The organism is Kitasatospora sp. NPDC057223 (genome assembly GCF_042669755.1).
GTDB lineage: Bacteria > Actinomycetota > Actinomycetes > Streptomycetales > Streptomycetaceae > Kitasatospora.
The window spans coordinates 1-18,224 of sequence record NZ_JBHUWW010000028.1 but is presented as its reverse complement, the minus strand read 5'-3'; the positions used below and the strand labels follow the sequence as shown (position 1 = coordinate 18,224).

At 74.9% G+C, this 18,224-nt stretch carries 16 protein-coding genes; 4 read left to right on the top strand and 12 right to left on the bottom strand.

Translation table 11 applies throughout. The features are described 5' to 3' along the window. Window positions 1–139: 139 nt before the first annotated feature. Together ACFUK0_RS13370 and ACFUK0_RS13365 are read right to left on the bottom strand one after the other, a co-directional pair. Window positions 140–787, bottom strand: coding sequence for an NUDIX domain-containing protein (locus tag ACFUK0_RS13370; RefSeq protein WP_380249407.1), 648 nt, complete (start codon window positions 785–787; stop codon window positions 140–142). Between the two features lie 94 nt (window positions 788–881). Beyond that, window positions 882–2,516: a CTP synthase gene (locus ACFUK0_RS13365; RefSeq protein ID WP_380249483.1), complete on the bottom strand. Its 1,635-nt coding sequence runs from the start codon at window positions 2,514–2,516 to the stop codon at window positions 882–884. A 756-nt stretch (window positions 2,517–3,272) separates the two neighbouring features. Here ACFUK0_RS13365 and ACFUK0_RS13360 point away from each other — a divergent pair. Further along, window positions 3,273–5,267 (top strand): glycoside hydrolase family 15 protein, encoded by a 1,995-nt coding sequence (locus tag ACFUK0_RS13360; RefSeq protein ID WP_380249405.1) that lies wholly within the window; start codon window positions 3,273–3,275, stop codon window positions 5,265–5,267. 44 nt (window positions 5,268–5,311) lie between these two features. On the opposite strand, the gene ACFUK0_RS13355 is transcribed toward ACFUK0_RS13360, so the two are convergent. The 3 genes from ACFUK0_RS13355 to ACFUK0_RS13345 form a co-directional block, all read right to left on the bottom strand. Then, window positions 5,312–6,478, bottom strand: a complete 1,167-nt coding sequence (locus tag ACFUK0_RS13355) for a glycosyltransferase family 4 protein (RefSeq protein ID WP_380249403.1) — start codon at window positions 6,476–6,478, stop codon at window positions 5,312–5,314. Window positions 6,479–6,739: 261 nt separating this feature from the next. Next, on the bottom strand, window positions 6,740–8,473 hold the full coding sequence (gene recN / locus ACFUK0_RS13350; protein WP_380249481.1) for a DNA repair protein RecN: 1,734 nt from the start codon (window positions 8,471–8,473) through the stop codon (window positions 6,740–6,742). Between the two features lie 78 nt (window positions 8,474–8,551). Then, window positions 8,552–9,229: a YitT family protein gene (locus ACFUK0_RS13345; RefSeq protein WP_380249401.1), complete on the bottom strand. Its 678-nt coding sequence runs from the start codon at window positions 9,227–9,229 to the stop codon at window positions 8,552–8,554. A 153-nt stretch (window positions 9,230–9,382) separates the two neighbouring features. On the opposite strand from ACFUK0_RS13345, the gene ACFUK0_RS13340 reads away from it, so the two are divergent. Then, window positions 9,383–10,915 (top strand): PLP-dependent aminotransferase family protein, encoded by a 1,533-nt coding sequence (locus ACFUK0_RS13340; RefSeq protein WP_380249399.1) that lies wholly within the window; start codon window positions 9,383–9,385, stop codon window positions 10,913–10,915. 38 nt (window positions 10,916–10,953) lie between these two features. Here the strand turns inward: ACFUK0_RS13340 and ACFUK0_RS13335 are convergent, their stop codons facing one another. The 5 genes from ACFUK0_RS13335 to ACFUK0_RS13315 form a co-directional block, all read right to left on the bottom strand. Then, window positions 10,954–11,496 carry an MOSC domain-containing protein gene (locus ACFUK0_RS13335; RefSeq protein ID WP_380249397.1) on the bottom strand — a complete coding sequence of 181 codons (543 nt, stop codon included), beginning with the start codon at window positions 11,494–11,496 and terminating at the stop codon, window positions 10,954–10,956. A gap of 28 nt (window positions 11,497–11,524) precedes the next feature. Beyond that, the gene (locus ACFUK0_RS13330; RefSeq protein ID WP_380249395.1) at window positions 11,525–12,427 is read right to left on the bottom strand and encodes an NAD kinase; all 903 of its coding nucleotides are present in this window, start codon (window positions 12,425–12,427) and stop codon (window positions 11,525–11,527) included. Window positions 12,428–12,541: 114 nt separating this feature from the next. Further along, a complete protein-coding gene (locus ACFUK0_RS13325; RefSeq protein ID WP_380249479.1) occupies window positions 12,542–13,348 on the bottom strand; it encodes a TlyA family RNA methyltransferase in 807 nt (268 codons plus the stop codon). 105 nt (window positions 13,349–13,453) lie between these two features. After that, a complete protein-coding gene (locus tag ACFUK0_RS13320; RefSeq protein WP_380249393.1) occupies window positions 13,454–13,654 on the bottom strand; it encodes a hypothetical protein in 201 nt (66 codons plus the stop codon). Next, complete coding sequence (locus ACFUK0_RS13315; protein ID WP_380249391.1) at window positions 13,647–14,480, bottom strand: hypothetical protein; 834 nt, start codon at window positions 14,478–14,480, stop codon at window positions 13,647–13,649. The genes ACFUK0_RS13320 and ACFUK0_RS13315 overlap by 8 nt, the downstream gene beginning before the upstream one ends. A 180-nt stretch (window positions 14,481–14,660) precedes the next feature. On the opposite strand from ACFUK0_RS13315, the gene ACFUK0_RS13310 reads away from it, so the two are divergent. Further along, window positions 14,661–15,008: a sterol-binding protein gene (locus ACFUK0_RS13310; protein WP_380249389.1), complete on the top strand. Its 348-nt coding sequence runs from the start codon at window positions 14,661–14,663 to the stop codon at window positions 15,006–15,008. 31 nt (window positions 15,009–15,039) lie between these two features. On the opposite strand, the gene ACFUK0_RS13305 is transcribed toward ACFUK0_RS13310, so the two are convergent. Together ACFUK0_RS13305 and ACFUK0_RS13300 are read right to left on the bottom strand one after the other, a co-directional pair. Beyond that, entirely contained in the window at window positions 15,040–16,083 is a 1,044-nt protein-coding gene (locus tag ACFUK0_RS13305) for an HAD-IIA family hydrolase (protein WP_380249387.1), read from the bottom strand. Then, window positions 16,080–16,703 (bottom strand): tetratricopeptide repeat protein, encoded by a 624-nt coding sequence (locus ACFUK0_RS13300; RefSeq protein WP_380249385.1) that lies wholly within the window; start codon window positions 16,701–16,703, stop codon window positions 16,080–16,082. Before ACFUK0_RS13300 ends, ACFUK0_RS13305 begins: the two co-directional genes overlap by 4 nt. A 105-nt stretch (window positions 16,704–16,808) precedes the next feature. Here ACFUK0_RS13300 and ACFUK0_RS13295 point away from each other — a divergent pair, with 105 nt between their 5' ends. Then, on the top strand, window positions 16,809–18,179 hold the full coding sequence (locus ACFUK0_RS13295; RefSeq protein WP_380249383.1) for a DUF1015 family protein: 1,371 nt from the start codon (window positions 16,809–16,811) through the stop codon (window positions 18,177–18,179). Window positions 18,180–18,224 lie beyond the last annotated feature (45 nt).

Below are 18,224 nucleotides of genomic sequence, written 5' to 3'. Positions count from 1 at the left end.
GCGGGCGGACTGCCGGCCAGGCCCGTAGCGGGCCCTGTGTGCGAAGCGTAGTTCGACGGTCCGGCGCCGCGGGGGTGACATCCGGTCGTACGAACCGGTAAATCACCCCTGTGGATCAACGCCGGTCCGCCGGGGGCGCTCAGCCCGCGTCGAACGGCCTGGCCGGCCAGGGCGCCTCGGCCGGGCGCAGCGCGTCCAGGCCGCCGGCCTGGCGCAGCGCCGCGTGCAGAGCGAGGGAACCGGCGCTGAGCGTGGGGTTGTGCAGCTCGCCGGCCAGGACGAGGCGGACGAGCTCGTCGAGCGGCACCCGGGCCACCTCGATCTCCAGCTCCTCCCCGTGCGCGGCGTAGCGCTCGCCCTCGGCCTCGGCGAGATCGGAGGCGAGGAAGATCCGCAGGGCCTCGTCGGTGCCGCCGGGCGAGGTGTAGAAGTCGATCAGGACCTTCCACTCGCCCGCCTTGCAGTGCGCCTCCTCGTACAGCTCGCGCTGGGCGGCGTGCAGCGGGTTCTCGCCGGGTACGTCCAGCAGGCCCGCGGGCAGCTCCCAGAGGCGCTGGCGGACGGGGTGGCGGTACTGGCGGACGACCAGCACCCGCTGCTGCTCGTCGAGGGCGAGGATGGCGACCGAGCCGGGGTGGAGCTGGTAGTCCCGCCGGGCGGTGGTGCCGTCGGGCATCTCGACCTCGTCGGTGCGCACCCCGGTGACCCGGCCCCGGAAGGGCGTCTCGGAGCTGAGGACGCGCCACTCCTCGGCGACGTCCCGGATCGGCTGTGCTGCGTCCGTCATCTCTTCTCCCCTTTTCGTCAGTACGACGCTAATGTACGCCGAACGGCGGCCGCGCGGGGGTTCCGCGCGGCCGCCGTCCAGGAGCGGACCGGTCCTACTCGCCGCCGACCTTGATCTTGATGGCCGCGGCCACCAGACCGGCGAACAGCGGGTGCGGGCGGGTCGGGCGCGACTTCAGCTCCGGGTGGGCCTGGGTGGCCACCAGGTAGGGGTGCACCTCGCGCGGGTACTCGACGTACTCGACCAGGTCGCCCTTGGGCGACAGGCCGGAGAAGACCAGGCCGGTCTTCTCCAGGTCCGCCCGGTAGGCGTTGTTGACCTCGTAGCGGTGGCGGTGGCGCTCGTCCACGTACTGCTCGTCGCCGTACACCTCGCGCACGATCGAGCCCTCGGCGAGCTTCGCCGGGTAGGAGCCCAGCCGCATGGTGCCGCCCAGGTCGCCCTTGCCGTCGACGATGGCCAGCTGCTCGGCCATGGTCGAGATGACCGGGTGCTTGGCGCCGGGCTCGAACTCGGTGGAGTTCGCCTCCGCCAGGCCGGCCAGGTTGCGGGCGGCCTCGATGACCACGCACTGCAGGCCGAGGCAGAGCCCCAGCAGCGGCACCTTGTTCTCACGGGCGAAGGTGATCGCGGCGACCTTGCCGGTGACGCCCCGGTCGCCGAAGCCGCCGGGGATGCAGATCGCGTCCACGTCGCCGAGCTGCTCGCGGGCGCCCTCGGGCGTCTCGCAGTCGTCGGAGGTGACCCACTTGATCTCGACCCGGGCGTTGTTGGCGAAGCCGCCGGCCCGCAGCGCCTCGGTGACCGAGAGATAGGCGTCGGGGAGGTCGATGTACTTGCCGACCAGGGCGACCTTGACGATGTGCTGCGGCTCGTGGACCCGGCGCAGCAGGTCGTCCCACGTCGTCCAGTCGACGTCGCGGAAGGCCAGGTCCAGGCGGCGCACCACGTACGCGTCCAGGCCCTCGGAGTGCAGCACCTTGGGGATGTCGTAGATCGACTTGGCGTCGATGGCCGCGACCACGGCCTCCTCGTCCACGTCGCACATCAGCGAGATCTTGCGCTTGATGGCCTGCGGCACCTCGCGGTCGGCCCGCAGCACGATGGCGTCCGGCTGGATGCCGATGTTGCGCAGGGCCGCGACCGAGTGCTGGGTCGGCTTGGTCTTCAGCTCGCCCGACGGGCCGATGTACGGCAGCAGGGAGACGTGCACGAAGAAGACGTTGTCCCGGCCGACCTCGTGGCGGACCTGGCGGACGGCCTCCAGGAACGGCAGCGACTCGATGTCGCCGACGGTGCCGCCGACCTCGGTGATCACCACGTCCACGTCGTCGGTCGCCATCCGGCGGATCCGGGACTTGATCTCGTTGGTGATGTGCGGGATGACCTGGACGGTGTCGCCCAGGTACTCGCCGCGGCGCTCCTTGGCGATGACCGTCGAGTACACCTGGCCGGTGGTGACGTTCGCCGAGCCGTGCAGGTTGGTGTCGAGGAACCGCTCGTAGTGGCCGACGTCGAGGTCGGTCTCGGCGCCGTCGTCCGTGACGAAGACCTCACCGTGCTGGAACGGGTTCATCGTGCCGGGGTCGACGTTGAGGTACGGGTCGAGCTTCTGCATCGTCACGCGCAGCCCGCGGGCCTTGAGCAGCGCACCGAGGCTGGAGGCGGTGAGGCCCTTGCCGAGCGACGAGGCGACACCCCCGGTGACGAAAAGGTGCTTGGTCGTCACGGCGCGGCCGTTCGATGCCTTGCCGGAATGGGGCTGTGCCAAGAGGGGGCTCCCGTGGTTCGCGTGTCGAAGAGACTTTGAAGGTGGGGCCTTCGGCTCGCCGTCCGACGCGGGGCGGATGCTCACTGAGCGTGCCCGGCCGGGGCTCGGTAGAGCTCCGTTGGGGTCGTCGGGTCGGCTGGTCCGGGGCGTTCGATCCCACCAGTCCACGGGATACCAGGGTATCAGTGCACCGGACCGGACGCTTTCCGGCCCGCCGCCCCCGGCACCCGGCGGACATCCGGCGGCCACCGGTGCGCCCCCCGCGCCGCGCTCGACCGGGCCAGGGGCACCGGCCCGGAAGGATCAGCTCCGCATGGCCCAACAGGATGAACCTGTCACCGACGCCGCGCGGGTAGGGCCGATGCACGGCATTTCCGCCGGAATATGCCGCCACGCGGGCCACTCTGCGTGTGCTCCTCCCCACCCGTCCGACGTAAGCTTCTCGGACGCATCGCCGACAGCAGAGCACGCGGAGGGCGAGGGAGGGTCAGATCACCCCTCGGTCCCCGATGCGCGACCGGACCTCCTCGTCACCCCGATCCCCCTCCCGCCCACCAGGGGCCCACCAGAGCCCCCTGCGGACACCCCGCCGGCCCCGCCACCACCATGACGGAGCCCCGAAGGTGCCCGGGCGCGGACACAGGCCGGCTCCGCTCCCGCTCGCTCGCAGCCGTCGACGTCGCGTCGCGCCCACCTTGCGAACTGGAGATCCACGTGGCCGGCCGTATCGAGGACTACGCACTCATCGGGGACATGCAGACCGCTGCCCTGGTCAGCAGGGACGGGGCGGTCGACTGGCTGTGCCTTCCCCGCTTCGACTCCCCGGCCGTCTTCGCCGGCCTGCTGGGGACCGATGAACACGGGTTCTGGCGGATCGGCCCCGCCGAGACGGTCGCCGGGCCGGCCGGCCCGGGTGCCGACGCCCCGGCCGCGGCGCCCCGCAGCACGTTCACCGATACGGGTGAACTCCGGATCCCGCCGCCGAGCGCCTCCGCGCCCGCCGTACCGGCCGACCGGCGCCGCTACCGCGGTGACTCGCTCATCCTCGAACAGGAGTGGGACACCCAGGGCGGCAAGGTCCGGGTGATCGACTTCATGCCGCCCCGCCCGCTGGCCGGCCGGGACGCCGTCCCGCAGATCATCCGGATCGTCGAGTGCCTGGAGGGCCGGGTCCGGATGCGCTCCGCCCTGCGGATGCGCTTCAGCTACGGCCGGGTGGTGCCCTGGGTGCACCGCGTCGAGCAGGCCGACGGCGGGCACCGCACCGTCGCCGTGGCCGGCCCCGACTCCGTCTGGCTGGACGGCGAGGCCGAGACGTACGGCCGGGACCTCACCACGTACGCCGACTTCACCGTCACCGCCGGCGAGCGGATCGCCTTCGCCCTCACCTGGCAGGCCTCCCACCTGGACGCCCCCAGCGCGCCGGACGCCGAGGCGATGCTCTCCGCCACCGAGGACTTCTGGCGCGAGTGGGCCGGCCAGTGCACCTACCAGGGCCCCTACCGGGAGGCCGTGGTCCGCTCGCTGATCACCCTCAAGGGCCTCACCTACGCCCCCACCGGCGGCATCGTCGCCGCCCCCACCACCTCGCTGCCCGAGGACATCGGCGGCGAGCGCAACTGGGACTACCGCTACACCTGGCTGCGCGACGCCGCCATCACCCTCTCCTCGCTGCTGCGCACCGGCTACCGCGACGAGGCCCGCGCCTGGCGCGAGTGGCTGCTGCGGGCCGTCGCCGGTGACCCGGAGAACCTGCAGATCATGTACGGCATCGCGGGCGAGCGCGAGCTGACCGAGTCCTCGCTGGACTGGCTGCCCGGGTACGAGGGCTCGCAGCCCGTCCGGGTCGGCAACGGCGCCGCCGGGCAGCTCCAGCTGGACGTCTACGGCGAGGTGGTCGAGGCCCTGCACCTGGCCCACATGACCGGCCTGGCCCGCAACGACCACGCGCACCACCTCCAGCTGAAGCTGATCACCTACCTGGAGGAGCACTGGACGGAGCCCGACGAGGGCATCTGGGAGGTCCGCGGGCCGCGCCGGCACTTCGTCCACTCCAAGGTGATGGCCTGGGTCGCCGTCGACCGCACCATCAAGCTGCTGGAGCAGCTCCCCGCCGACGAGCAGGCCGGCACCCCGCTGGAGCACTGGCGCGAGCTGCGCGACACCATCCACCGCGACGTCCTCGACAAGGGCTACGACGCCGAGCGCAACACCTTCACCCAGTACTACGGCGGCAAGGAGCTGGACGCCTCGCTGCTGCTCATCCCCCAGGTCGGCTTCCTGCCCGCGGACGACAAGCGGGTGATCGGCACCATCGAGGCGATCCAGCGCGAGCTCTCCACCGAGGACGGCTTCGTGCTGCGCTACCCCACCCACGACGACGAGGGCAACAACGTCGACGGGCTGTCCGGCCACGAGGGCGCGTTCCTGGCCTGCTCGTTCTGGCTCGCCGACGACCTGGCGATGATCGGGCGGGTCACCGAGGCCCGGGAGCTGTTCGACAAGCTGCTGGCGCTGCGCAACGACCTCGGCCTGCTCGCCGAGGAGTGGGACCCGCGCCTCAAGCGCCAGGTCGGCAACTTCCCGCAGGCCTTCAGCCACGTGCCGCTGATCGACACCGCCCTGCGGCTGACCGCCTGCGGCGGCGCCTACCTGGCGGCCCAGCCGGACCGCGCCGCCGCCGACCAGGACGAGCAGGCCGTCGTGTAACGGCACCGGGCGGCCGGGCGGGGCCTGGACGGGGCCGGGCGGGGTCAGCTGCGCTGGACCAGCTCGTCGTAGGTGCTGAGCACCTGGGCGACCGTCGCGGCCTCGTCCGGCCACGTCCCGGCCTGCTGCCGGCCGGCCTCGGCAAGGCGCTCACGGCGCCCGGGGTCGGCCAGCAGCTCGCGGACGGCCGCGCCGAGCGCCGCGGCGTCGCCCGCCGGGACGAGCACGGCGGCGTCACCGACGAGCTCGGGGATGCCGCCGACGGCCGTGGAGACCACCGGGACCCCGGCCCGCAGCGCCTCCTGGACGACCAGCGAGCGGGCCTCCCAGCGGCTGCTGACCACCACCACGTCGGCCGCCGCGAGCAGGTCGGGGACGTCGGTGCGGTAGCCGAGCAGCTCGACCGGCAGGCCCTCGGCGGCGACCCGCTCGCGCAGCCCGGGGCCCTCGGCGCCCTCCCCGGCGATCACCACCAGCGGCTGCGGCGCGAGGCCCGCCAGCTCCCGGGCGGCGTCCAGCAGCAGCCCGAAGGCCTTCTGCGGGACGAGCCGCCCGATCGCCAGCACCACCGGCCGGTCGGGCGCGTCGCCGAGCAGGGCGGCGCGGGCGGCGGCCCGGTCCAGCCCGCCGGGCGGCATCGGCGGGGCCGCGACCGGGCCGAGCCGGGCGTCGGTGGCGCCGAGTTCGCGGGCCCGGGCGACCAGGTCCGAGCAGGCGCCGAGCACCAGGTCGGCGGCCCGGGCCACCCGGCGTTCCATCAGGCGCTGGAGCCGGCGTTCCATCCCGGTGGCCAGCATCGCCTGGTGCGAGGTGACGACCAGCGGGGTCTCGGGGCGCAGCCCGGGGAACCGGCCCGCCGTGCGCAGCGCCAGGTCGGAGAGCAGCCCGGCCCGCAGGCCGTGCGCGTGCACGACGTCCGCGCCGGTGAAGGCCCGGCGCAGCTCGCCGATCGCGGCGGCGTCGCTGCGGGCGCCGGCGGTGGGGGTGATGTCGACCAGGTGGAACCTGGCGCCGGTGGCGGAGAAGCCGAACAGCGCGTCCGTGCCGGCCGGCGCGCAGACCGTCACGCTCACTCCGTGCGCGACCAGGCCCTGCGTCAGGGAGCGCACGTGCGCGCCGATGCCGGCGGTCCCGGCGGACATGACGAGTACCACGTGCAGCTGCCCCGGCTCGGGGGCGGCCGCCGGGGTCCGGGCGGCGGATGGGTCCACGTCGTCTCGCTCCGACTCGTTCAGGAACTGGCGCCGCTGCTGGGGGCCGTGTCCTCCCATCTGGCGGTGGGAGGCCGCCTCCGGCCCGTGATGGCGGGCCAGGAGGGCCGGTGGGGCCCGCGAGCGGCGCTCGGGACTGGAAGGCCAGTGTCCAGCGGCCACGATGCCAGGTCCGCGGCCCTCTTGGACAGTCGGCACCACGGCGGGGCGCGTCGTGGCCCCGCCGGGCGGCGGTGGCCGGCCCGGCCGGGGCCGGCCGCGCTACCGTCCGCGCGGGGCGCGGGCGGCGGCCAGCAACTCCTCGGCGTGGGCCCGGCCCAGCTCGGAGTCCTCCAGGCCCGCCAGCATCCGGGAGAGCTCCCGGACCCGCTCCTCGTCGTTCAGCACCTTGACGCCGCTGCGGGTCACGGTGCCGTCGTTGGTCTTCTCCACCACGAGGTGGCGGTCGGCGAAGGCCGCGACCTGCGGGAGGTGGGTGACGACGACGACCTGCGCCGACTCGGCCAGCTTGGCGAGCCGGCGGCCGATCTCCACCGCCGCCTTGCCGCCGACGCCCGCGTCGACCTCGTCGAAGAGGTACGTCGGCACCGGGTCCGCCCCGGCGAAGACCACCTCGACGGCGAGCATCACCCGGGACAGCTCACCGCCGGAGGCGCCCTTGGCGATCGGACGCGGCGAGGCACCGGGGTGCGGTGCGAGCAGCACCTCGACCTCGTCCACGCCGTGCGCGCCGTAGGCGACCGTCCGGCCGTCCAGCTCGATGCCGGCCGGGTCGTCGAGCAGGCTGATCCGGAAGGTGACCCGGGCGTGCGGCATGGCGAGTTCGGCGAGCTCGGCGGAGACGGCCCCGGCGAAGGCGTCGGCGGCCGCGTGCCTGGCCTGCGACACCTCGGCCGCCAGCTCGGCCAACTCGGCGCGCAGCGCGCTCTCCCGGGCGCCCAGCTCGTCGATCCGCTCGTCGTCGCCGTCGAGTTCGGCGAGCCGGCCGGCACCGGCCTCGGCCCAGGCCAGCACCTCGGCGAGGGTGTTCTCCGGGCCGCCGTACTTGCGCAGCAGGTGGGACAGCACCGAGCGGCGCTCCTCGACCGCCGCGAGGCGGACCGGGTCGGCGTCCAGGTCGTCCGCGTAGCCGGCCAGGTCGCCGGCCACGTCGGCCAGCAGGTAGCCGACCTCGTTGAGGCGGTCGGCCAGCGGGGCGAGCCGCTCGTCGTGCGAGCGGACGCCGTCCAGCGCCCGGCGGGCCTGGGCCAGCAGGGTGCCGGCGTCCAGCGAGTCGGGCTCGGACGGGTCGCCCGCGAGGGCGGCGTGGGCGAGCGTGGCGGCGGAGGAGAGGGCGTCGGCGTGGCCCAGCCGCTCGGCCTCGGCCGCGAGTTCGGTGTCCTCGCCGGCGACGGGTTCGGCGGCGGCGACCTCGTCCAGGCCGAAGCGCAGCAGGTCGGCCTCCTGGGCCCGCTCGCGGGCCCGGGTGGTCAGCTCCTCCAGCGTCGCCGAGACCTCGCGCAGGCTGCGGTAGACGCCCCGGTAGCGGGCCAGCGGCCCGGCGACGGCCTCGCCCGCGTAGCGGTCCAGCGCGCCGCGCTGGCGTGAGGGCCGCAGCAGCCGCTGCTGGTCGGTCTGGCCGTGCACGGCGATCAGGTCCTCGCCGAGTTCGGCGAGCAGGCCGACGGGCACCGCACGGCCGCCGACGTACGCCCGGGAGCGGCCCTCGGCGGAGACGGTGCGGCTGATCAGCAGCGCGCCGTCGTCGAGTTCGGCGCCGGCCTCGACGGCGCGCTGCGCCGCCGGGGAGTCGGCGGGCAGTTCGAGCCGGCCCTCGACCACCGCCCGGCCGGAGCCGCCGCGCACCAGGCCCGGGTCGGCCCGGCCGCCGAGCAGCAGGCCGAGGCTGGTCACCACCATGGTCTTGCCCGCACCGGTCTCACCGGTGACGACGGTGAACCCCGGTGCCAGTTCGACCACGGCGTCCTCGATGACACCAAGATCTCGTATCCGCATCTCGTCCAACACGGTGACGACCTTACGAGGTTCCGGACCCGTCGCGCGACGAGCGGCAACGCCGCGCCCCCAAGTTCATCAGTTCCGGGGCTTGTCCGGCAGCTCCGTGGGTGCGGCCTGCGGCACCGCGCACAGCCGCAGGAAGAACTGTGCGAGCGGGCCGATGGCGAGCGCGTACGCGACGGTGCCCACCCCGGCGGTGCCGCCGAGCAGGATGCCGATGACCAGGACGGTCAGCTCGATGCCGGTACGGATCAGCCGCAGGGACCGGCCGGTGCGCCGGTGCAGGCCGGTCATCAGCCCGTCGCGCGGGCCGGGGCCGAGGCGGGCGCCGATGTAGAGGCCGGTGGCCAGTCCGTTGAGGACGATGCCGGCGGCCAGCAGCGCGATCCGGGCGGTGAGCGGTCCGGGCGCGGCGACCACCCGCAGGGTGAGGTCCATCGCCAGGCCGAGCAGCAGCACGTTGCCGACCGTGCCGACGCCGGGCCGCTGGCGCAGCGGTATCCAGAGCAGCAGGACGGCGGCCCCGGTGATGGTGACCCAGGCGCCCATCGAGAGGCCGAGGTGGCGTTGCAGGCCCTGGTGGAGGACGTCCCACGGGTTGACGCCGAGGGTCGCGCGCATCATCAGCGCCATGCTGGAGCCGTAGAGCAGCAGGCCGGCCAGGAGCTGCGGGAGGCGGCGGCCGAGGGCGCGGCCGCCGGCCGCGGTGGTGAGCCCTCCCGGGGTCCTGCCGGGCATGACGGTGGTGGCCATCGGGTCTCCTTGCGGATCGGGCCGGTGGGGCCCGGCGGGGGTGTTCGCGAAGCGGGCGCCCGTTCACGGAGTGGACGGGTCTGGTGGACGGCGCGGCCGCCCTGTCATCATCGGGAGTCCACCGGGGCCACTTCCAGGGCCAATTCCGAGCAAGTGGACCGATCGGACTTGATCACGATGGCCGAATGGCACACCACCGTCACTCCCCCCGCCCTCGCCCGGCTGCTCGCCGCCGCCCGCCTGCCCGAGCCGGCCGGGCACCGCCCCGCCTACCGCACCCTGGCCGGCCAGGTCCGCACGCTGGTCTCCGAGGGCCGGCTGCCGGTCGGCGCCAGACTGCCCGCCGAACGCGAGCTGGCCGCCGCGCTGACGCTCAGCCGCACCACCGTCGCCACCGCGTACGAGGCCCTGCGTGCCGAGGGCTACCTGCACAGCCGCCGGGGGGCCGGCAGCTGGACGGCCCTGCCCGAGGGCGCCCGGCCGCCGAGCGACGCCATGCACCCGGTGCCGCCGGACGAGCAGGACCAGACCCTCGACCTCGGGGTGGCGGCGCTGCCCGCCCCGCAGCCCTACCTGGGCGAGGCGGCGGCGCGGGCGGTCGAGCAGCTGCCCGCGTACGCGGCCGGCCACGGCTGCTACCCCACCGGCCTGCCCGTCCTGCGGGAGGCGATCGCCCGCCGGTTCACCGCGCGCGGACTGCCCACCACGCCCGACCAGATCCTCGTCACCACCGGCGCGATGGGCGCCCTGCACCTGGTGCTGCGCGCCCTGCTCGGGCGCGGCGACCGGGTCGCCGTCGAGGCGCCCACCTACGCGCACACCCTCCAGGCACTGCGGCTGGGCGGCTCCCGGCTGGTGCCCGTCCCGCACGCCTGGCCCGGCGGCCCGGAGCGGCTGCCACTGTGGGACGTCGCCGAGTGGCAGCGCGTCCTGCGCGGCGCCGCGCCGAAGGTCGCGTACGTCATCCCCGACTTCCACAACCCGACCGGCACGCTGATCACCGAGGAGCAGCGCCGCCGGCTGCTCGCCGCCGCCCGGGCCGCCGGGACGGTCGTGCTGGTGGACGAGACGACGGCCGAACTGGGCTGGGGCTCGGCCGACGACGCGCCGATGCCCCGGCCGACGGCCGCCCTGGACCGGGGCGCGCACGTGGTCACCGTCGGGTCGGCGAGCAAGCTGCTCTGGGGCGGCCTGCGGATCGGCTGGGTCCGGGCCGCGCCGTCCTTCGTCCGCCGCCTGGCGGTGGACCGCGTCTACAGCGACGTGGGAACCCCCGTGCTGGACCAGCTGATCGCCGCCGCCCTGCTCGGCGATCCCCTGCCGGACGTCCGCTCGCACCAGCTCCAGCGCCTGCGCGCCACCGCCGCCGCCCTCACCGCCGGGCTGCGCGAGCGGCTGCCCGGCTGGCGGTTCGCCGAGCCGCCCGGCGGCCTCTGCCTCTGGCTGGCCACGGACGGCGTCTCCGGCAGCGCGCTCGCCGCCGCCGGGGAGCGCGGCGGGGTGCGGATCGCCGCCGGCACCAGGTTCGGCTCCGACGGCGCGTTCGAGAACTTCATCCGGGTCCCGCTGACCGTGCCCGCCGCGGCCGTCCCCGCGGCCGTGGAGCGGCTCGCCGCGGTGGCGGCCCGGGCGGCGGCCGGCGAGCACTGGCCGGCCGCCGAGGACCGCCCGCCGCTGGCCGTCTGACGACCGGCGGGCAGGCTCGGCAGGCTCGGCAGGCCCGGCTACACCGGTTGCAGCGGCACGTGCGGGCCGGCCGGCAGCTCGACCCGGACGGCGTCGCCGGGCCGGACCTCGCCGTCGGCCAGCACGATGCCCATGATCCCGGCCAGGCGGACCACGTCGCCCGCCTCGTCCCGGCCGACGACCTGCTTCAGCAGGCCCTCCCGGAAGGCGTTGATCTGCGGGCAGGGATTGCGCAGACCGGTCACCTCGACCACCGCGTCCGCACCGAGGTGCAGCTTCGCGCCCCGCGGCAGCCCGAGCAGGTCGAGGCCGCGGGTGGTGATGTTCTCCCCGAGGTCGCCGGCCGCGACCTCGTACCCGGCGAGCCGCAGCTGCTCGTGCAGCTCCGCGTGCATCAGGTGCACCTGACGGAGGTTCGGCCGGGTCGGGTCCTGCGCCACCCGCGAGCGGTGCTGGACGGTCACCCCCAGGTGCGCGTCCCCCTCGACCCCGAGCCCGGCCAGCAGCCGCACGGCCGGCTCGTTCGGCTTGCTGAATTCGTGCCCCGCACTACGGCTGACCGCCGTTATCGCCCCGCTCATCCCGTTCGACTCCTCGTCTCGGTACCACTCAGCAGGCGCCCGCGCGCCCGCGCCAACCCGTCACCGGCAGCGCGAACTTGGCCACCAGCCGGTCCGTGAAGGGCGCCCGGTGCAGCCGCGCCAGCCGGACGGGCGTCTGGCCCCGGCGGACCTCCACCCGGGCCCCGGCCGGGAGTTCGACCGAACGCCGCCCGTCGCACCACAGCACGCCGTGCGGGGTCTTCGGCTGGACCTCCACCGCCAGCACGGAGTTGGGCGAGGTCACCAGCGGCCGGGCGAACAGCGCGTGCGCACTGATGGGCACCATCAGAAGCGCCTCCACCTCCGGCCACACCACCGGGCCGCCGCCCGAGAACGCGTACGCCGTCGAGCCGGTCGGGGTCGCGCAGACCACCCCGTCGCAGCCGAAGTTGGAGACCGGCCGGCCGTCCACCTCGGTCACCACCTCCAGCATCCGCTCCCGGGAGGCCTTCTCGATCGACGCCTCGTTGAGCGCCCAGTCCTGGTGGATCACATCGCCGTTGGTGCGGACCACCACGTCGAGCGTCATCCGCTCCTCGACCTCGTAGTCGGCGTCCACCACCCGCTCCACGACCACCGCGAGATCGTCCCGCTCGGCCTCGGCGAGGAAGCCGACCCGGCCGAGGTTGATCCCGAGCATCGGCAGCCCGTGCTCGCGGGCCAGTTCGGCGCCGCGCAGCAGCGTCCCGTCCCCGCCCGCGACGAGGATCAGCTCGCAGCCGTCCGCCGCCCCCCGGCCCGCGGCCACCTGTTCCACGCCGTCCGGCAGGTCCAGGTCGACCGCCTCGGTGGCCAGCAGCCGGATCCTGATCCCCGCCTTCAGCAGACCCTGTACCAGGCCCTCCACGCTGCGCAGCGCGGTCTCCCGGCCGGTGTGCGCGATCAGGAAGACCGTACGTCCCTCGCTCATGCTGCCCTCTCCCTACGCCTGCCGGGTCGCCGTTCTCCGAAACTCGGCCCGCCTCCGGGCCTGCGACCCGGTGCGGCCGTCATGGCTATGACGGCCGGACGTCCGCAGAGCAGCCTATCGGGGCCCCTCGGCGACGGCCCGGTCCGCCTCGGCCGGGTCCAGTTCCGGGGCGTCACGGCGCAGCCACAGGAAGTACTCGACGTTCCCGGACGGGCCGGGCAGCGGGCTCGCGGTGACCGCCCGCACCCCCAGCCCGGCGGCCCACGCCTGCTTGGCCACCTGCCGGACCATCTCCGCCCGCAGCTCGGGGCTGCGCACCACCCCGCCGCTGCCGAGCCGCTCCTTGCCGATCTCGAACTGCGGCTTCACCATCAGCACCAGGTCCGCGTCCGGCGCGCTGCACCCCGCCAGCGCGGGCAGCACCAGCCCGAGCGAGATGAAGGAGAGGTCTCCGACGACCAGGTCGACGGGCCTCCCGCCGATCTGCTCCAGGGTGAGTTCGCGCACGTTGGTGCGGTCCATCACGGTGACCCGCTCGTCGCTCTGCAGCGACCAGGCCAGCTGGCCGTAGCCGACGTCCACGGCCAGCACGTGCGCGACGCCGCCGCGCAGCAGCACGTCCGTGAACCCGCCGGTGGACGCGCCGGCGTCGAGCGCCCGGCGGCCCTCCACGACCAGGCCCTGCGGGACGAACGCCGCGAAGGCGCCCGCCAGCTTGTGCCCCCCGCGCGAGACGTAGTCGGGGTCGTTGTCGTCCTTGGCGACCACGACGGCGGCCGCGGTCTCCACCTGGGTCGCCGGCTTGGTGGCGGTGGTGCCGCCCACGGTCACCCGGCCGGCCGCGATCAGCTCGGACGCGTGCTCGCGCGAACGGGCCAGGTTGCGGCGGACCAGCTCCGCGTCGAGTCGGCGTCGTGCCACTGCCACTGGGGTTTCAGCTCCTACTGCTGCTTGCTGCTGCTTGCTGCCGTCCTCGTGCACGGCGTGCGCTGCGTGCCGCGTGTGCCGCGCGCCGCGTGCGCCGTGTCAGGGAAGGTCGAGCGCGGTCAGGGTGTCGGCCAGCCGCTGGTGAACATCTTCGTACACCGGGACGTGCTCCTCGGTCGGCACCCCGTCCAGGGCCTGAAGGCGGACGAGCGCGGCGTCCACCCCGGGGTGGCCCGTGGGGGTGATCTCCGCCGGCGACGGCTGCGGCGCCCCGTCCGGCGGTGCGGTGCCGTCAGGCATCGGGGCCCTTGCTGCTGGTGCTGCGGCGCACCGTCGTCCGCTTGGTGGCGGCCCGCTTCGCGGTGGCGTTCGCCGGGGTCGCCTTCTTCGCGGCCGGCTGCTTGGCGGAGGCCGTCTTGGTGACGGTGGTCTTCTTTCCGGCCGCCTTCTTGGCACCGGTCCTCTTCGCGGCACCGCTCTTCTTCGCGCTGTCCGGCACCTCGGCCGCGGCCTTCTTGGCGGCTGCCTTCTTGACCGGCGCGGCCTTCTTCGCCGGTGCTGCCTTCTTGACCGGGGCGGCCTTCTTCGCCGGGGCGGGCGGCCCCTCGGCCGGCCCGCTGTCGTCGACCTCGACCCGCTCGGTCACTATCGGTTCGGCCGTCCGGGGGTCCGAGTCGTTCTCCGGCACCCAGTCGGCCTGCTCCCAGCCGTGCCCGAACAGTCCGTCCGCACGGGCCGCGGGGGGCTCCTCGGGCGACTCGGCCGCCCGCGGACCGACCTCCTCCTCGACGTCCCGCAGCCGGTTCTCCAGGTAGGCGAGCACGACGCCGACCTTGGTCACCTGGTCGCCGACCATCTCGAACGCCTTCTCCACCTCGCTGCGCGCCACCCCCGTCGCGAGGTCGAACCCGGCCCGGCCGGCGGTCACCGCCTCCTCCGCCAGCGTCTGCAGGGACTTGACCGAGGGCGGGAACTGACCGGCGGCCCGCGCCTTGCGGTCGACCTCCGCCAGGTCGATCCCGCTGCGCTCCAGCAGTTCGGCGGCCGTCAGGACGACCCGCTTGCCGACCTCCTCGGCCAGCTCGGAGGCGATCGCCACAAATCCCCGCACCGTCTCCCGAAGCATCCGGGTGCCTCCCTCGCGCATCGCTCCGTCGCCGACGGGCACCGGACGGACCCGGGTGCCCACTCACGACGCTACCGCCAAGGGGCCCCGCCCCGCTGCAAGGGATCCTCCTGACGGGCTGCGATAGCGTGAACCCCCGGACACCGCAGACCGGACCGCAGCACAGAAGTGGACAGCAGCATGGCCAACGCCGAGGAGTGCCGCGAGGCGCTGGAGCAGCTCAGCCGGAACATGGCGGGCTCCACCGGCGACGTCCGCAAGGCCGCCGCGCTCGACCGCTCGCTGAGCTGCTGGATCACCGACCTGGACGTCACGTTCAACGGCCGGCTGCGCGAGGGGCGGATCCAGGACGTCACCGAAGCCCCCGGCGCACCGGCCGAACGGGCCGAGATCCGGCTCGCGATGTCCGGCGACGACCTGGTGGCCCTCGTCGGCGGCAGGCTGAACTTCGCCTCCGCCTGGGCCGGCGGCCGGGTCAAGCTGGAGGCAGGCTTCCGCGACCTGCTGCGGCTGCGCACCCTGCTCTGACCCGGCCCGGCCCCGCCGGGGCCGACGGGCCTCAGAACCCGAGGTCCGCCAGCGCCTTGCGCCCGTCGGCCGCACCGTCGGCGCCGTCCGACGCCATCCAGGCAGCCGCGCACAGGGCCCGCAGGCCGTCGTAGCGGTCCTCCCCCACCCCGTCGAGGTGCAGCACGCCGTCCTGCACGGACGCCGTCCAGCCGCCGCAGGCGAACCCGCCGCCGGCCACCGCCGACACCGCCGGCTGGGCGAGCAGCAGCCCGCGCAGGTCGGCGGCCAGGTAGGTGGGCCGGTGCTCGGCCGGTGCGGCCAGCAGCAGCGCCGGGGTGGTGACGCCGGTGAAGACCAGCAGGCTGTCCACCCCGCCCCGGTGGGCGCCCTCGATGTCGGTGTCCAGGCGGTCGCCCACCACCAGCGGCCGCTTCGCCCCCGTGCGCAGCACCGTCTCGCGGTGCATCGGCGGCATCGGCTTGCCCGCCACCTCGGGGTCCACCCCGGCGGCGGCCCGGACGGCCGCCACCAGGGTCCCGTTCCCGGGTGCGATGCCGCGCGCGGTCGGGATCGTCAGGTCCGTGTTGGAGGCGACCCACGGCAGGCCCTGCTGCACCGCGTACGCGGCCTCGGCCAGCTGCTGCCAGCCCACCGACGGGTCGTAGCCCTGCACCACCGCGGCCGGGCCCTCCGCCAGCGAGCGGACGGCCACCAGCCCGCGCTCGGCCACCGCCTCCAGCAGCCCGGCGCCGCCCACCACGAGCACCTTGGACCCGGCCGGCACCTTGTCGGCCACCAGCCGCGCCGCCGCCTGCGCCGAGTTGATCACATCGGCGGCGTCGGCCGGCACACCCAGCTCGGTGAGGTGCTCCGCGACCACCCGCGGCGGCCGCGAGGCGTTGTTGGTGACGTACGCCAGCCGCATCCCGGCGGCCCGCGCCGCGTCCAGCGACTCCACCGCGTGCTCGATCGCGTCCGGGCCGGCGTAGACCACCCCGTCGAGGTCGAGCAGCGCCGTGTCGTACGCCTCGGTCAGCGGGCGGTCACTGCCGCCCGGTGCGGTCCGTCGCGCGGTGCCTGCCGTGTCGCTCATTGGTGCTCTTCCTCGTTGTCCACTGTGTCGGGGTGGCCGGCGCCGCCGGTGCTGCCGGTGCCGCCGGTGCTGGCGGTGCCCGCGGCCGCCCCGCTGTCCGGGCGCGTCGCTGCGCCGTCGCCCTGCTGCGGGGGCTCCAGGTAGCCCGGTGCCCCCGGGAGCAGCGGCCCGTACGCCCCGGCGCGGGCCGCCAGCGTCGCCCGGCTCTGCCGGAGCGCGGCCTGGTAGTGGGCCGTGCCGGGGCTCATCGCCACCGCGAGGGCCAACTGCTTGGCGGACGTCTCGAAGTCGCCCAGCCGGGCCGCCGAGACGCCCCACCCGAACCGAGCGTAGTCGTCCGACGGATCGGCCAGCGCCACCAGCCGGAAGTTCTCCTGCGCGGCCGCGTACGAGCCCGCGTCGAACTGCGCCCGGGCCAGCGCCTCCCGGATGCTGAGCGACTGCGGCTCGGCGAAGGCCGCCCGCGCCAGCAACTGCTCCGCCGCGGCCGGGTGCCGGTCGGCCAGCAGCTGCACGCCGCGCCGGTACCAGTCGTAGACGTCGCCCGCGGGCTCCCCCGGGCGGCCCTGCTCGGGCGTCCCGCCACCGGCGCCGCCCACCCACTCCTGTCCACTGCTCATGCCGTACCTCGCTCCCGCTCCGTGCCCGCACTCCGATGCACCGGCCGGTCGGTCGGCCGGGTGTTCCGATCTCTCAACAACGCGTACCCGATTACGATGCCCAGAATGAGTGCACCCAGTGCAGAGAGCGGAGCGGAGTCTCCGCAGGGCGGCCCCGGCGATCCCGGGCACGTCGCCACCGCAGGACTGTCCCTGTCCCCCTTCCGAGGCCTGCGCTACGACCCCGACCGGGTCGGCACCCTGGCCGCGGTGACCTCGCCGCCGTACGACGTCGTCGACCCCGGCCGCCGGCTCGACCTGGAGACCGCCGACCCGCACAACGTCGTCCGGCTGATCCTGCCCCGCCCCGAACCCGAGGACGCGGGCGACCGCCCCGACCGCGACACCCGCTACCGCCACGCGGCCCGGCTGCTGCGCGACTGGCAGCGCGAGGGCGTCCTCGCCCCCGATCCCGAGCCCGCGCTGTACGTGTACGAGCAGCGGGCCGCCGACGACGGGGACGGCCCCGGCCGGCTGCAGCGCGGCCTGATCGGCGCGCTCGCCATCAGCGGCCGGGAGGCCGGCGTGGTGCTCCCGCACGAGGACGTCATGCCCCGGCCGGTCGCCGACCGGGTCGGCCTGATGCGCACCACCCGAGCCAACCTCGAACCCCTGCTGCTGACCTACCGGGGCAACGGCGGCGCGGCCGGCGTCATCGAGCGGGCCGTCGAACGCGAACCGCTGCTCACCACGACCACCACCGACGGCACCCACCACCGCCTGTGGGCGGTCACCTCGCCCGCCGACCTCACCGAGGTCTCCCGCGACCTCGCCACCTGCCGGGCGCTGATCGCCGACGGCCACCACCGCTGGGAGATGTACCTCCGCCTCCAGCGCGAGCACCGCCACCTGCCCCGCAGCCCCTGGGACCGCGGCCTGGTGCTGCTCGTCGACACCGCCCGCTACCCGCTGCGGGTCCGCGCCATCCACCGCGTCCTGTACCGGCTGCCGATCGCCGACGCGCTGGAGCGACTGCGCGACCAGTGGCGGGTCAAGGAGGTCCCCGGCCCGCTGAGCACCGCCCAGGACGCCCTCACCGACCTCAAGCGGCACGGCGGGAACGGCTTCGTGCTCACCTCCGGCCACGGCACCTACTGGCTGATCGGCGAACCGGACGAGGCCCTGCTCGACGCCACCGTTCCGCAGGACAAGCCGCAGGAGTGGCGCCACCTCGACGCCACCGTCCTGCACGCCGCCCTGCTCGACCACACGTGGCACATCCCCGACGGCCCCGACGACATCGGCTACCTGCACACCGCCGCCGGCGCCGAACGCGAGGCCGCCCGCACCGGCGGAACCGCCGTCCTGCTGCACCCCGTGCGGGAGAGCGTCGTCCGGCGGCTGGCCGAACAGGGCGTCACCATGCCCCGCAAGTCGACCTCCTTCGGCCCGAAGCCGGCCACCGGGCTGGTCCTCCGCAGCCTCGAACTCGGCTGAGAATCGACGGAGAAACGACAGAGGCCCCGCAGCACCCTCCGGGGG